Origin of the sequence: Peribacillus tepidiphilus, assembly GCF_009466385.1 — a bacterium.
GTDB lineage: Bacteria > Bacillota > Bacilli > Bacillales > DSM-1321 > Bacillus_BN > Bacillus_BN tepidiphilus.
Window position 1 is genome coordinate 178,483 of sequence record NZ_WIAQ01000002.1, and the last position, 13,158, is coordinate 191,640.

Below are 13,158 nucleotides of genomic sequence, written 5' to 3' on the forward strand. Positions count from 1 at the left end.
GAGAGCGGCTTTTCATAAGCCGCTCATTATTTATTACATATGTCGAAACTTGTTTGAAAAATTAGGCAAATAAATGGTTTACTTTTTGTTTTACTTTGGATATACTTACCAATGTAAACACAATTTGTAATAAGGAGGTCGAAGAAAATGACAAAAGTTTATGGAATCAACGTAACAATAGCATATTTAAATCCACACAAATTCGACCGATCCGGTGCAAATTGTTAAGCTAGCTAGTCTTAACATTCTGTTAATTAGACCACTAACACCGCAGGAAGAATTTTGTGTCCTGCGGTTTTTTGTGCCATTTTTGTCAAAAGCCGTAGGTATGCATAATCGTATCTGCGGTTTTTTTTGTGGAAAAAATCTGGTTTTCTCACTTGAAGGAGGTGATAAAGTATGACACTAAATTTATTGTTTTTTACCATCACAATTAAACCTAAGAAAATGACTGTTGAGGAAGCATTACATCAAGAATTCATAAACAAAATTCACGAGGAAAATGTTAATAAGGTGTTAGAGTATAGGGTTATGCTGTAATTGTTAAGCTAAATAAAATTCTTGAAAGGTGGAGATGAATATGATTATTTTTATAATAAAAAGAAAGTTAGGCGTGTGGGGTCATATGGATACCGGCTAAATTCAGTTGTTCACAATTTTGTAAATTTTTCTTTATAAAACGTTCAAATAATATTAAGTTGGAAATGGTGGAAAAATGGTAAATTCGACTTACAAGAAGAAAAAAGGGGGATTTGCCATGTTTTCTATCGTTATTTCACTAATTGTAACTGCTACCATTGCTCTTGTCATTGCAACAGAAGTTAGTGTGGATGCTAAATAAAGAATTACTGTTCATTCAGTCAGTATGTAAATCAACAAAAAAGCTTATGCGCCTGCATAAGCTTTTCTATTTTAACAACAACCCTTACCCCATCCTCCGTTAAAAAACCACCAACCACCAAAAATAAGTACAATAATTAATAATACGATAAAAAGTGCATAGGCAGCACCAGCTCCACCATAGCAAGGGACTGGATAAGGATAAGGGGCAGGATAACCATAAGGACCATAACCAAAACCCATAACGTGTGATCCTCCCTTCTTCAAAAGTCAAATCTAGTAGTAATACTAAAAATCCCATTTCTACAAATATACCTTCTCTACAATAATTTATGTAAAAGAATGACCGATTGTGCACCTATGAGCTTTGTCCACATCTCTCTCGTTTCATGATGACAAGCCTATTTTAAAAATAATCCTAAAGAAAATGTTAGTGTACAGACACAAAGCCCAATCAGGAAACATACTCATTAATAATAGGCGAATGTCTAGACACGATGGGGGTGGACTGATGGCAGATATTTTCACGGCGCTCGGTTATTTAATTAAGGAACTATTTTTTCTCGTATCATACGTTAAGAATAACGCTTTTCCACAGCCTTTGTCTTCGAAAGAGGAACAGAAATATTTAAGTTTGATGGCAAAGGGTGATCAAGAGGCACGCAATTTGCTCATTGAACATAATTTGCGACTTGTAGCTCATATCGTCAAGAAATTTGAAAACACTGGGGAGGACACGGAAGATCTCATATCCATTGGAACAATCGGGTTAATTAAAGCCATTGAAAGCTATTCGGATGGTAAAGGAACAAAGCTTGCAACATATGCGGCTCGGTGTATTGAAAACGAAATTCTTATGCATTTAAGAGCTACGAAAAAAACAAAAAAGGATGTATCTTTGCATGACCCGATTGGGCAAGACAAGGAAGGAAACGAGTTCCCACTTGCATGTTATCTGTAAAAGAAAAACCCTTGTGAAATAAGGGTTTTAGACACTACTTTGGAATTTTAGGATAAAGCACAAGTTTAAAATCATCACGAAATTGATGCTTTTCTTTTCGATAGACAGCTTTTTCAAGGACTGACTTGATGAGGCTGTTTTTCTTTTTAGGGTCGTCTGTTTTGGAATAAAGGTCCAATACTCGTTCTACTTCTGGAATTATTTTATCTTTAGCATTTTGACGTTCTTTTTCTTTCTCAAGATTTTTTTCAGCAGTAACTAGAGCATCCTCAAGCTCAGCTAACCGTTTTGCAAGCGTGTTAGAGCGTTCCAAAAAGATTTCTTCCGAATAAATGCCTCTCTCTAATAGATCGTGAAGCTTGAATCTTTGTTTTTCTGTCTCAGCAATTTCCATTTTAATTTTTTTAACGGCTTGCAATGAAACTTCGAGGATATTGTTATTTAATTGTTGATCGTCATGCGTATAAAGCTGAAATTGAGATTTGTAAGCTTCCAACCATTGCTTTAATGATTGCAGTAATTTTTCTTCTACCAGCTCGAAATTAGAAGCTTTGTTGTTGCACCGAGGGTTATTGGTACACTTTAAATGTGGTTTCTGCTTTTTATAAGGTCTGTAAACCATTTTCGCACCGCACTTATCGCAAACAATGACACCAGCAAGTGGATTGGTTATACCATTAATTAGCTGGTATGGAACATGATATCTGGATTTTAATATCTCTTGGGCCCGATCCCAAATTTCTTCGCTCACTAGAGGTTCATGCTTCCCTTTTACGTCAATCCAATCTTCTTGAGGGCGAGTCTTTACATCTTTTACTTTCTGAGGATCCAAAGATTTTTTAATTTCTTTCTTACCCCACTGGATCCGTCCTTTATAAACAGCATTCTTAATAATTGTGAGAACAGAAGAATTTTTCCACTTGATGCCGGTTTGTGATACGTATCCCATGCTATTTAATCGATTAGCGATTTCAGAAGCACCTATCCGTTTTGAAGCATTTTCATGCGTATACCATTCAAATATTAGACGAACTATTTTTGCTTGTTCTGGATGAGGTTCTAGCGTTCGTCCGTCAGGAAGTTCTTTAATGACATAACCAAAAGGGGGATTGGTTGCAATATAGTTGCCAGCTTCTACACTTGCTATCCGACCACGCTGCAATCGTCTCGTAATAATCTTTAATTCTTTTCTTGCCATAAACGCTTCAAATTCGCTGTATTCTTCGTCCCATTCATCCTCAAGGTCATATGTCTTTCTAAGAGTAATAATCTTCGTTTTAGCGCTTTTAAACGTTTCTAATATTAAACCTTGCTCTCTCATCCCACCACGGCCGAGACGGTCCATATCCATGCAAAGAACAGCATCATATGCTCCATTCTCTATTTCTTTTAAAAGCTTTAACATCTCAGGACGATGTATGAGACTCTCACCAGACACAATTTCTTCGTAAATTTTTATAATATTTAATTTCTGCTCATTCGCAAGCTTCAATAAGGCTTTCTTATGTTTTGCTAGAGTCTCACCTTCGCCCCGAGCTTCAGCTTCAATATCGGCCCTGGATTTACGTAAATACATGGCGACTCTTTTCACAGTATCACCTCAATAAAAAAGTACTTTATAAATAGTTATGACAAAAGTTTATGATTAAGCTTGTTTGATACGAACCTTATCTTTTACTGGGTACAACTCTTTAAAAAATTTCATTCCAAAAAGTTGCTTTTCAAAATGCTCGAGTCTTCTCATAGCAAAATTGTATTCTACATTAAACGTCTCTGAGATGATATAAATAAACTCATTTCTTGTTTTGGGCAAAGGTATATTCAAAAGCATAAAAGTCGGTACACAAAAATGGAGGGCGAAGTTATTGGCTTTTGCTTCTTGGAGCTTAACAAAATCTCTTGGCATTGCCAACTGATTACCAGCATGTAGTAGAATATGACATAATTCATGACCGAAATCTTGCCATTGTTTTTGTTTAGATAACCTCCGATCAATAATCATGCTGTAAAGACCGTTCCTATCAACTGCAGCACTATTTACATCCTCAAAGTGTAAAAAAATATTTAATTTTACAGATATGTCAATCATATCGAGTTGATTAGGCACATGAATATCTAACTCTTGGTACAATTTTGTAATATAGTCCTCTAATGTGGTGTATATGTAATTCACTGGAAGTCACCTCAACTAAATTATACAAACGTATGTTCGTATAAACAATATAAAAAAATAACCCTGCTAAAAATTAGCTGGGCTTATTGGATATTCATTATAAATCTTGTTATCTAGCTCTCTTCCATAACGATGCTTTTGAACGCCACCCCATTGTTTAAAGAAGAAAGCTACATTCTGCTCGAAACACTGATCTCTAATTTCTCTGACCCAATCTGCCTCCATAGGTCTTGCACCTGGACCAGATTCACCTCCAACAATTACCCAATGAATGTCAGTTAAATCAAGATTACTTAACGGACCTAATAAAGGTTCACATGAAAGAAATCTAATCATAGAAGGAATTTGTCTAAGAAAGTGAATTCGATTTAATACAGATTCGTTTTCTACACTTGTTCCCATCCAAATATTTGGAGTAAATGAAAGATTATTAGAAAGTTCTAATGCTCTATGTGGTCGCTTAGTTAATATCTGATAAGTATGTTGAGGCGTTTCATTCATAGTGATAAAAACTTTCTGGATAAAATCTAAAGGTATTTGATCATGAAATAAATCAGACATAGAGTTAACAAAAATTTTTCGAGGCTTTACCCATTTTCTTGGAGTATCTATTAAATCATGATGAAGAGTTACTTCAAACCCATTCGTATATCTCGGATTACCCATAGCATATAATCTTTTTGCCATTCGTTCAGCATAACAATGTCTACAACCTTCTGAAACTTTGGTACAACCGGTCACAGGATTCCATGTCGCTTCAGTCCATTCAATACTTGAATTACCAGCCAAAAAATCCCCTCCTTTGAGGGTAGTATATCACAGAACGCTTGTTTGTGTTATTTTTGTTTTAAAATAATGACAGTTGTTCTTTTTGATTTTCGTATACCTTTCTCATTATTTTTTCTCCAACTGGGTGCTTACCAACCCAAATCATCATATATAGGTCAGGTCCACCATGAACCTTAAATACATCAGAGATATGTATATACTCATAACCTAAATCCTTAAGTCGATTTGTATAGAATTTAAGCATTTTATCGAGTAAATAGTTCCTTGAAGTGGTTTTATAAATATTAATCCACTCATTTGTACCAAAGAACTTGTTAAGTCTTTCAACCCCCCAATCAGTTAAACTTTTTATATTTACAGGTAAATATCTTCTAATTGTCATCTGATAGGGAAATAAAATGAATAGCTCTGTTTTCCATTTTGATAATTTTTCCATCATTAAAAAACTTACTTGGTCTGCAGATGGATCAACAAAAACAAACGTCGGAGCTCTTGGATGAATTCTATTGAGAATTCCCTCTATTTCAATATTACAGTCTCCATTAATAATTTCAGCATTTATACAATTATTCTCTTTTACCAACTCTTCAAGAGACTTGCATCGATCAGTATCCATTTCTATATAAAATAGTTTTGTAAATTGATCTTTATACTTCATACTGATAGCAGGAGAACCATCAATAATTTGTTTTGTGTCTTTATGAATCCATTTACCTTTCCCAGCAAAACAATCTATGTAATATCTATGGTAAGCCTTTTTGGTTGCTCTTAGATAGTGAGGTAAATAATCTTCAATAAATTTTAATTTATCAACTGACCACTGACCAATTTCATCATAATGTTCCCCATAAGCCATTATTATCCCCCTCTTATTCTGAAAAGATTGTAAAACTACTTCCTATTTGTTGTTTAACTAGAAATATGAATTTTCGAATCTATCAAACTCAAAAATTCATCTTCATTTATGATTTTTATATCATGTCCTTTTTCAATGAGGTCGTAAGCTTTTTCTTCTTTGGTGCTCAGACCATCATCCCCAACAATAACTCTCATAAAAGAGCAGTGTATATTTACGATTTAGTATATTTCATCCCAAAAATCATTTTCGTGTATGATAATGATTTGAGAGCCTTCTTTTCTTAGTTGAACAGCTTTTTCAACCTTACGGCCATAACAAGAAAATGCCCAACAAGGATTTCCATCCCCTCCAACTATTAAATAATCTGTATTTTTGGTCACGTTATTATTAAAACAACCACCTTTTCTTAATATGATTTCAGCTATTTCACTACGTTTTGCTCGTTTTGACGTACCTGTAAAACAAAAAGTTTTATTTTCAAATGTTATTTCTGGGCATACCGCGCAAATACCACTAATAGTATATTTACTTTGTAATGCTTTTATTTCGAATTCGTTAATGTTGTACGACATTCTAGTATCAATGAAATTAGCAAAAAAAGCAGTGAGCATGTTTTTTTCATCATTGCTAATAATACCGTCATGTCTAACACTTACTAGAAGGCTATCAATCTCATCAAATGGATATGTCCCCCTTAAAAAATCGTGATCTTCCATCCATTTTGATAATTGCTCAATTTCTGTATCTGAAAGAACATTATCAGCTAATGTACCATGGAGAATACCTTCTAACTGTTGAATAGAAGATGTGATCATGTTGTAATATTCATCAAATTCATCACTTTTAATAACACGATTACAAAGCCATAAAATATCTTGAATTTCATCATACTCTAGATGGTCATCCATTAAAGCATTGTCAATTATAGGAATAATTTCTGAAAATGGTGATTTATTTTTTAAATGTCTATGCAAATTACACCAATTTGTAATTTCGGAAAGTTCATTTGCATTTATAACACCGTCTAATTCAATTCCTTTGATCATACCAATGAGTAAATTAACAGCCTTATGTACTTCGGCTTTAGATGTAAATTTTCGGTATTCATCGATTTCAGGTAATTTTTTTTTCATATTTATCCTCCATTTATTTATGATTTTTTTAAAATGTTTTGAAAATTATTTTTAAGGAATACCTCTCTAAGAATATAATTTTCATTTTTAAAAAATGTAATGATTATGAAATAAAAGAAAAAATTTACAAACATAAACAAAAATAAAACACGCCAAATTAATCAGCGTGTCTAAGTTGCGTTATCTTTTTTCACTCTTGATGATTTCCCATATTTTACGGAGCTGTTCACGGCGTTCTGGTGATTCCTCTTTTAATTCCTTGAAAAACAATCCTAACTCTGGATCCAGGATTTCTTCCTCTACAAAATTCCCTTTAGGATTATCTGTTCTACCGAGTAAATAATCAGTCGAAACGTCATAATAGTCAGCAAACCTTTTTATTGTTGCAGGATCAGGGTTACTTGCTCCTGTTTCATATCTGTGGATTTGATATTTTGTTAAATCAAAAATTTCTCCAGCTTGTTCTTGAGTTAAATTTTTTTCCTCACGTAACTTTTTAAGTCGTTCCCCCAATGTTTTCATACTGCCACTTCCTCAGTGTTATTATAGAAATTCTATCATAATTGCTATATATGCAAAATAAAGTTGCAAAAAACGAAAAAAAATATTTGACATTGCGATTAATGCAATTTATTATTAGATTAAGGTTGTTGCAAATAATGCAACAGGAGGTGTGAAATGATTAAATTAAACCTTGAGTTTATAAGAGGCATCAGGAAATCACATAATTTATCTCAAGAAGAAATGGCAAAGAAATTAGGATTTAACACTGTTTATCCCTATCATAGAAAAGAAACAGGTCAACAGCCTTTTACAGCTGAAGAAATATTTACTCTAGCTACCTTGTTCAATGAACCATATGAAAAATTTTTTTGCGATTCTAGTTGCGAAAAATGAAATTATTAAAGGCGGTGACAGTGAATGGATCATGCTTCAGTGAGTTTAGCATACAAGGTGTTAAGCGAGTTGCATTTACTCATAATGAGCCTAGAAGATCCTTGTTACGAAAAAGCAGATGTCCATGAATCCGTCACAGCCTTAATCAAAGATATGGATGAGCTAATTCAAAGTGTCAAAAGTCCATAAGTCTTATTAAAAAGGAAGTGTTATAAATGAAATGCTTTCATTGTAATTGTCCTGTAATGAATATGAGAGAAATTAGTCCTAGTTTATTTGAATGCACTCTTTGTGACATGGTGTTTGATTTAGACCATGCTAAACACGCAGAAAAAGAACTACAATCTATAGGCTTCATTCAAATGGCAAACGAGTATCTTGCTGAACAATGGCATGGTTACTTTAGAGTGAAACATCCAGAAATAAAATTGATTAAGTATGGTATTGAACAATGGATTTTTATTGATTCTCGCGGACTATCACATGTGAAAGAAAGCCTGTTGAAACGAAGAAAGCAATTTGCTACAGAACTTGAAAAAATCGATTCGATGTTGAAAGATTTGTAGTTTCAAGTATAGGACAAATGAAGTCACATTAACAGGAAATAAGTGGTACAGAAGTGGAGGAGGGTTAGAAAGTGGCAATCGGTGAAGCGATGGCGGCAGCCAGGAAACGTCAGGGAATGACGCAATTAGATTTAAGCCAAGAAGTGAATTATTCTCGTGAAGCCATTGCAAAATACGAGGCTGGCACGAGAACACTGCCAAGAGAAATGTATGCAAAAGTGACACAAAAAATTGATGACCCGGAATTTTATTTTGAAACATGGGGTATTACAACGGGCCATGTCAGCATTCCATATTTTGATGGGGAGCATGTTGATCAACATCCAGCAAGTATGGGGTATTTAGTTAAACAGGAAACAGAAGAAGCTCTGGAACATCTAAGGCAGATCTGTTGGGCTAAGCCAGCAAAAGTGCATAACGAAGAAGACCGCGAAAATGTAAAGCGAGCAATGCTCGAAGTATTAGATGCAGCAGCATCAATGGTGAATTTAGTTGCTGTTTTATGCAAAGAGCATCGATTGAGCATGAAGGATGTATTTAGAGCATGGCAAGTAAGCTTAAAAACCAGAAGATTAAGAAAATAAAAATAGGAGGAATACAATGACTGCAATTCCAAGGGATGTCCACTCATTACAGATGCATACACATAGTGTAAGAGGTGATGCATCCATGGAAAACGAGAAATATGCTGAGACTTACAAATTAGGCAATACCATCATTCATGTTGTAGAACCCAAAGGGGTTACAGAAGAACAAGTTCAGCGAGTCCTTAGAGAATTTCACCTGGTAGGATGGTCAATATTAGAAGAAATGCAAGAGAAGCAAAAGCAAAGCCAGGATTAATCCTGGTGGAATGGACAAGCCTTATAAGGAGGTGAATAGAAATGAGTTATGTATTTTCTGTTAGTTCTTTGATGAAAGCTGGGGAAGTTAGGAAGTTATGTGCCGAAATGCGTATGAACCGCAGTCAACTACTCTTAACCGAAATACAAATAAAATCACAATTATTTGCAAAAGAAAAAGCAGCAAGTGCTGGAACACTCACTGCTTAAAAGAAGAAAAATTCCTTATTCACATCTTATCATGTCTAAATTAGACAGGCAAGCTTCGGGCTTGCCGTAAGGGTTAAGGATTTTCTCACGCTAACATTGTGAGAATGCCCCCGGATCCTTAACTCTTACGGTGCGCACCGAACATTTTAAAGGAGGTTTGGAAACGTTGGACCGTGAAGCCAAGAAGAAAATAAGAAAACAGATTTCTGTTGTCCTAGATGCACATTGCCACGTTTGCCCATGCATCAAATCAACTAAACAGAATCTATGCTCCAATTGTCCAGTAAGTGAAAAGTTGAAAATGTTATCTTCGCAGTTACTTGAAGATGAAAAACCTAAATCGATTCCAAAGATGGATACACCTAAAAAAAGTGGCAGATGGGAGAATGATGAAGTTTTATATTTGATAAACCATTATCATCTATATCCATTAAAGCATCTAGCTGAAAAGTTAAATCGGGATATTTCATCTGTTTATAACAAAGCTTTTAGACTTCATAAATTGAAAATAATACAGATTCATTCTGATCGAGGAAAGAAGCGTGTCATTTAAAAATAGTTTATGCAGGAGATGGACTAGCTATGCTATACGAAGTTGATTTTTCTGTAAAAGTTTCTGATTCATTCTGCACAATCCATACAGCGTTTGTTCTTGCCTGCAGTGTCTCAGAATGCATGGCCAAAGCTCAAGAAATTAAGAAAAGTCTTGAGCCAAGACACGGAAATCAAATTTTTATCTCAATTGAGGCTTAACCGTATGCTTTCAAATGGTATCATCACCAAAGTATTGCTGCCGACAACACTCTTGAACACAAGAGAATCTATACCGGAGCAAATTTTTTTAAACGATGTACGGAAATATCTTGAAAAGTATACAAATTATAGATTGATAGATGTGGTTGATTCGTTTGCCGTATGTGAAAGATTAGAAGTTCAAAAGAAGGGTGGAAGAAAAAGAAAATGAACACTGGATATAGCACTGTAGATGAAATAGGACAACTCAACATTCAAGGTAATGTAATACCCTCTATTTGGTTTAGAAATCTCACTTTCAGTAACGGTAAACCACACTTTATCGCTATTACCCTTCTATCAGAGATCTTGTATTGGTACCGTCCAACGGTCGTGAGAGATGAGCAATCGGGTGTAATCATTGGGGCTAACAAGAAATTTAGAGCCGATAAACTTCAAAGAAACTATCAAGCCTTTGCGGATCAATTTGGCTTTACAAAACGTCAAGTCAAAGATGCGATGGATTATTTAGAAGAACACAGCCTTATCACTCGTGAATTTAGAGAAATCACAACAGCAAATGGAACCAAGATGAATAACGTACTTTTCGTTGAGCCGGTGGTTGAAAATGTAAAAAAAATTACGTTTGAAGAACTGGACATCACCCTCCTACGTTCGGACGTACCCCCTCCTACGCTGGAAGGTACCACCCTCCTACGTTCGGACGTACCACCCTCTTACGCTGGAACGGAGGAGACTCCTACGCTGGAACGTAGGACAAATACAATTATTACTACAAATACTACTACAAATAATATTACTGACATTATTACTAAGGAGTCGGAACTTGAAGCTGAACTCGAAGGGACGACAGAAACGGAATACCAAAATGCAGCGATGCTTATTGAGCAGAAATATATTCAGTTACGAGGGAATGGTTTATTCGTTTCTCCTAAAGACATTATGGCTATTCAGGAAGTAGTTGCCGTAGGGATCCCTGTAAAAGATGTTTTGAAATATCTTGAGGAATCTTTTAAACGGTATGAACCAAAGTATCCAGGTGACAAGATTAATGGTTTCGCATATTGCAAGACATATATCCTTCATCAGCATTATTTGTCAGAGCAAAGAAAGAATGCCCATACCCAAACGAAAGGGGGAAAAGTCCGTGATAAGCATTCAGGAAGCACTAAAACAAATTGCAGCAGACCGTCCGGACCTTCGAAAGAGACTCGAAGACTTGAAGAATTGGCAAGAAAAAAAGGTCTTATCCAGCCAGGGACAGTTCGAGACATTGACGTCGATTTCTGAAAAGTGCCCTTATCTTAAATGTGATGGCGAAGGACTAATCCATTTAAAAAACTGGAGTACTGGCGAGGAAAAAATGCAGGAGTGTAAGTGTAGGCAAGATAAAAGTCATTTCAAAAAACTGACTATAGCGAACATTCCAGAAGAATTCCGAGGGGTTACGATCGCTTCGTTTGATGTCTCTTTATACAAAGATCCTGAATCTAAGCAAAGAGCAGCAACAGCGAAGAGGGCTGCAGCAAATTTCGTAAAGAATTTCGAGGCAATGCGCACACAAGGGAAAGGGCTATACCTCTACAGCTATGAGAAGGGTTCTGGAAAGAGCAGGCTTGCTGCAAGCATTCTGAACGCACTTTGTAAAGTCTATGATTCTGACAAAAATCCCTTGCGAGTCTTGTATTCTTCAGCCGTTAATTTGCTCGATGAAATCAGAAAGACGTTCGGGAAAGACAGCAAAGTTAGTACGTCAGACCTGATAGAACGTATCAAAAATGCTGATGTTCTAGTTATTGATGATCTTGGAGTCGAAAACGTCACAGATTGGGTAGAGCAAATATTTACAACTATTCTGGAACATCGATTGACGAACAAAAAAGTGACGATCTTTACATCCAATCTTTCTGTTGATGAGCTTGATGAGAAGTATAAAGCAGGCAGGGTTAGCAGCCGGATTGAGAAAATGGCATTTCCTATCTACATGCCGGATGAGAGAGTTAGAAGTCACTTGGCTAAAAAAGAAAACGAAATGCTTCAAGACATTTTGTTCAGTTAAAGGAGGTGAGAATTTTATGTGTCCAGTGTGTGAAGGAAAAGGGAGAGTCTTTAAGATACTCGGAGCTGGTTTATTTTCAATCGGTCCTTGTGAGGTTTGTAATGGACCTGAACGGGTCGTTCCTGATAAAAGCAAGAAAGATCATAAATTGGCCATAGAAAAAGCTTATGTTAATTTCTACGGGCTACCAGAAGGAGAGGTACACTCATGACACTATTGCGAGAAGCAGTTGAAAAAAGAAAAGCGTTTTTAATCAGACGCCTTTTGAAGTTTGGCTTAAAGAAAAACAGTGATGGCAGGCAGTTTTACGAAATTAGCCTTTCTGAATTAGAGTACCTCTATATTTCAGAATGTTGCAAAAAGGCACGTAAGGAGCCGGTCGAGCAAATCTATTAAGTGGAGGTCAAGCACCATGGAAACATTCGTTCATGTGTATGAATGTGAGAAATGCATTCTGACATTTGCAGTTGAGCAAGAATTTGAAGATCAGACCGCGGTCACATGTCCTGTATGCCATTCTGAAGAATCAATCAGGGATGTTGGAGGAGGTATTTTGGTTGTTAGATACGGTACAGAAGTTGATGAATAAGCCTTTTAATAACTCAGTGACTACTTCCCAATTATCCCCTGAGGAGCTAGAATCCTACAAGCAACGAGGGACAAAAAAAGAGACCAGGCGAACTGATTGGCGCTGGCCATTAACTAAGAAAAATAAACAAAAAAAATAGCCTGGAAGCAACCAGGTAATTAATTACACACACCTAGATTATAGCATATGGGGTGTTAATGATGGAAAAAAGAATTCGCGACTTAAACATAAATATACAAGATATGTCTATTACACACACTATGCAAGAAGGAAAGGTTTTATTAATCGTTTTGGACGGAGTGCAAGGAAAAGCAAAAGTTTGTGAAGCTGTCGAACACGGTCAGACAATTGTTGAGACAGCAAAGGGCAAAGCGACTCGAATCAAATTCGAGGGAAGCGAGCTGATCTAAAAAACGGATTAAAAACCCCTTAGAATGCTAATCAACGACTATACATCAAGTATGAACGATAACGAGTACCTTTTTAA

General features: G+C 35.8%; 24 protein-coding genes and 1 pseudogene. 18 read left to right on the top strand and 7 right to left on the bottom strand.

Features of this window, described 5'->3' with window-relative positions:
* Nucleotides 1-399: 399 nt before the first annotated feature.
* Entirely contained in the window at nucleotides 400-540 is a 141-nt protein-coding gene (locus tag GD441_RS02165; protein ID WP_153123210.1) for a YrzI family small protein, read from the top strand.
* A 175-nt stretch (nucleotides 541-715) separates the two neighbouring features.
* On the top strand, nucleotides 716-841 hold the full coding sequence (locus GD441_RS17405) for a hypothetical protein (protein WP_263862416.1): 126 nt from the start codon (nucleotides 716-718) through the stop codon (nucleotides 839-841).
* Nucleotides 842-912: 71 nt separating this feature from the next.
* On the opposite strand, the gene GD441_RS16925 is transcribed toward GD441_RS17405, so the two are convergent.
* Nucleotides 913-1,083 carry a hypothetical protein gene (locus tag GD441_RS16925; protein ID WP_191992071.1) on the bottom strand — a complete coding sequence of 57 codons (171 nt, stop codon included), beginning with the start codon at nucleotides 1,081-1,083 and terminating at the stop codon, nucleotides 913-915.
* A gap of 268 nt (nucleotides 1,084-1,351) precedes the next feature.
* Between GD441_RS16925 and sigK the strand changes: the two are divergent.
* A pseudogene (gene sigK, locus GD441_RS02170) lies at nucleotides 1,352-1,786 on the top strand (RNA polymerase sporulation sigma factor SigK); the annotation flags it as partial.
* A 49-nt stretch (nucleotides 1,787-1,835) separates the two neighbouring features.
* On the opposite strand, the gene GD441_RS02175 reads toward sigK, so the two are convergent.
* The 6 genes from GD441_RS02175 to GD441_RS02200 all read right to left on the bottom strand — a co-directional run bounded on the left by GD441_RS02175 (nucleotide 1,836) and on the right by GD441_RS02200 (nucleotide 7,277).
* Nucleotides 1,836-3,377, bottom strand: a complete 1,542-nt coding sequence (locus tag GD441_RS02175; protein ID WP_225434119.1) for a recombinase family protein — start codon at nucleotides 3,375-3,377, stop codon at nucleotides 1,836-1,838.
* Nucleotides 3,378-3,446: 69 nt separating this feature from the next.
* Complete coding sequence (locus tag GD441_RS02180) at nucleotides 3,447-3,974, bottom strand: ImmA/IrrE family metallo-endopeptidase (RefSeq protein ID WP_225434113.1); 528 nt, start codon at nucleotides 3,972-3,974, stop codon at nucleotides 3,447-3,449.
* A gap of 66 nt (nucleotides 3,975-4,040) precedes the next feature.
* Complete coding sequence (locus tag GD441_RS02185; RefSeq protein ID WP_153123213.1) at nucleotides 4,041-4,763, bottom strand: DUF5131 family protein; 723 nt, start codon at nucleotides 4,761-4,763, stop codon at nucleotides 4,041-4,043.
* 58 nt (nucleotides 4,764-4,821) lie between these two features.
* Complete coding sequence (tcmP, locus tag GD441_RS02190; protein WP_153123215.1) at nucleotides 4,822-5,619, bottom strand: three-Cys-motif partner protein TcmP; 798 nt, start codon at nucleotides 5,617-5,619, stop codon at nucleotides 4,822-4,824.
* Nucleotides 5,620-5,840: 221 nt separating this feature from the next.
* A complete protein-coding gene (locus GD441_RS02195; protein ID WP_153123217.1) occupies nucleotides 5,841-6,755 on the bottom strand; it encodes a BRCT domain-containing protein in 915 nt (304 codons plus the stop codon).
* Between the two features lie 180 nt (nucleotides 6,756-6,935).
* Nucleotides 6,936-7,277 carry a helix-turn-helix domain-containing protein gene (locus GD441_RS02200; protein ID WP_153123219.1) on the bottom strand — a complete coding sequence of 114 codons (342 nt, stop codon included), beginning with the start codon at nucleotides 7,275-7,277 and terminating at the stop codon, nucleotides 6,936-6,938.
* Nucleotides 7,278-7,433: 156 nt separating this feature from the next.
* Here GD441_RS02200 and GD441_RS02205 point away from each other — a divergent pair, with 156 nt between their 5' ends.
* The 15 genes from GD441_RS02205 to GD441_RS02265 all read left to right on the top strand — a co-directional run bounded on the left by GD441_RS02205 (nucleotide 7,434) and on the right by GD441_RS02265 (nucleotide 13,081).
* The gene (locus GD441_RS02205; RefSeq protein ID WP_153123221.1) at nucleotides 7,434-7,652 is read left to right on the top strand and encodes a helix-turn-helix transcriptional regulator; all 219 of its coding nucleotides are present in this window, start codon (nucleotides 7,434-7,436) and stop codon (nucleotides 7,650-7,652) included.
* A 24-nt stretch (nucleotides 7,653-7,676) separates the two neighbouring features.
* Nucleotides 7,677-7,841: a hypothetical protein gene (locus tag GD441_RS02210; protein WP_153123222.1), complete on the top strand. Its 165-nt coding sequence runs from the start codon at nucleotides 7,677-7,679 to the stop codon at nucleotides 7,839-7,841.
* Nucleotides 7,842-7,867: 26 nt separating this feature from the next.
* Nucleotides 7,868-8,218: a hypothetical protein gene (locus GD441_RS02215; protein WP_153123225.1), complete on the top strand. Its 351-nt coding sequence runs from the start codon at nucleotides 7,868-7,870 to the stop codon at nucleotides 8,216-8,218.
* 71 nt (nucleotides 8,219-8,289) lie between these two features.
* Nucleotides 8,290-8,802 (top strand): helix-turn-helix domain-containing protein, encoded by a 513-nt coding sequence (locus GD441_RS02220; protein ID WP_153123227.1) that lies wholly within the window; start codon nucleotides 8,290-8,292, stop codon nucleotides 8,800-8,802.
* A gap of 16 nt (nucleotides 8,803-8,818) precedes the next feature.
* Complete coding sequence (locus GD441_RS02225) at nucleotides 8,819-9,061, top strand: hypothetical protein (RefSeq protein WP_153123229.1); 243 nt, start codon at nucleotides 8,819-8,821, stop codon at nucleotides 9,059-9,061.
* Between the two features lie 41 nt (nucleotides 9,062-9,102).
* Nucleotides 9,103-9,270: a hypothetical protein gene (locus GD441_RS16930; RefSeq protein ID WP_191992072.1), complete on the top strand. Its 168-nt coding sequence runs from the start codon at nucleotides 9,103-9,105 to the stop codon at nucleotides 9,268-9,270.
* Between the two features lie 166 nt (nucleotides 9,271-9,436).
* Nucleotides 9,437-9,823 carry a hypothetical protein gene (locus tag GD441_RS02230; RefSeq protein ID WP_153123231.1) on the top strand — a complete coding sequence of 129 codons (387 nt, stop codon included), beginning with the start codon at nucleotides 9,437-9,439 and terminating at the stop codon, nucleotides 9,821-9,823.
* Nucleotides 9,824-9,852: 29 nt separating this feature from the next.
* A complete protein-coding gene (locus tag GD441_RS02235; RefSeq protein WP_153123233.1) occupies nucleotides 9,853-10,023 on the top strand; it encodes a hypothetical protein in 171 nt (56 codons plus the stop codon).
* Nucleotides 10,024-10,027: 4 nt separating this feature from the next.
* Entirely contained in the window at nucleotides 10,028-10,234 is a 207-nt protein-coding gene (locus GD441_RS02240) for a hypothetical protein (protein WP_153123235.1), read from the top strand.
* Nucleotides 10,231-11,313, top strand: coding sequence for a hypothetical protein (locus GD441_RS16935; RefSeq protein WP_191992073.1), 1,083 nt, complete (start codon nucleotides 10,231-10,233; stop codon nucleotides 11,311-11,313). The genes GD441_RS02240 and GD441_RS16935 overlap by 4 nt, the downstream gene beginning before the upstream one ends.
* A gap of 73 nt (nucleotides 11,314-11,386) precedes the next feature.
* Complete coding sequence (locus tag GD441_RS02245; RefSeq protein ID WP_191992074.1) at nucleotides 11,387-12,082, top strand: DnaA ATPase domain-containing protein; 696 nt, start codon at nucleotides 11,387-11,389, stop codon at nucleotides 12,080-12,082.
* Between the two features lie 16 nt (nucleotides 12,083-12,098).
* Entirely contained in the window at nucleotides 12,099-12,293 is a 195-nt protein-coding gene (locus tag GD441_RS02250) for a hypothetical protein (protein ID WP_153123239.1), read from the top strand.
* Entirely contained in the window at nucleotides 12,290-12,478 is a 189-nt protein-coding gene (locus tag GD441_RS02255) for a Fur-regulated basic protein FbpA (RefSeq protein ID WP_153123241.1), read from the top strand. The genes GD441_RS02250 and GD441_RS02255 overlap by 4 nt, the downstream gene beginning before the upstream one ends.
* Nucleotides 12,479-12,494: 16 nt before the next feature.
* Nucleotides 12,495-12,671, top strand: a complete 177-nt coding sequence (locus GD441_RS02260) for an FmdB family zinc ribbon protein (protein ID WP_153123243.1) — start codon at nucleotides 12,495-12,497, stop codon at nucleotides 12,669-12,671.
* A gap of 200 nt (nucleotides 12,672-12,871) precedes the next feature.
* The gene (locus GD441_RS02265; protein WP_153123245.1) at nucleotides 12,872-13,081 is read left to right on the top strand and encodes an XtrA/YqaO family protein; all 210 of its coding nucleotides are present in this window, start codon (nucleotides 12,872-12,874) and stop codon (nucleotides 13,079-13,081) included.
* Nucleotides 13,082-13,158 lie beyond the last annotated feature (77 nt).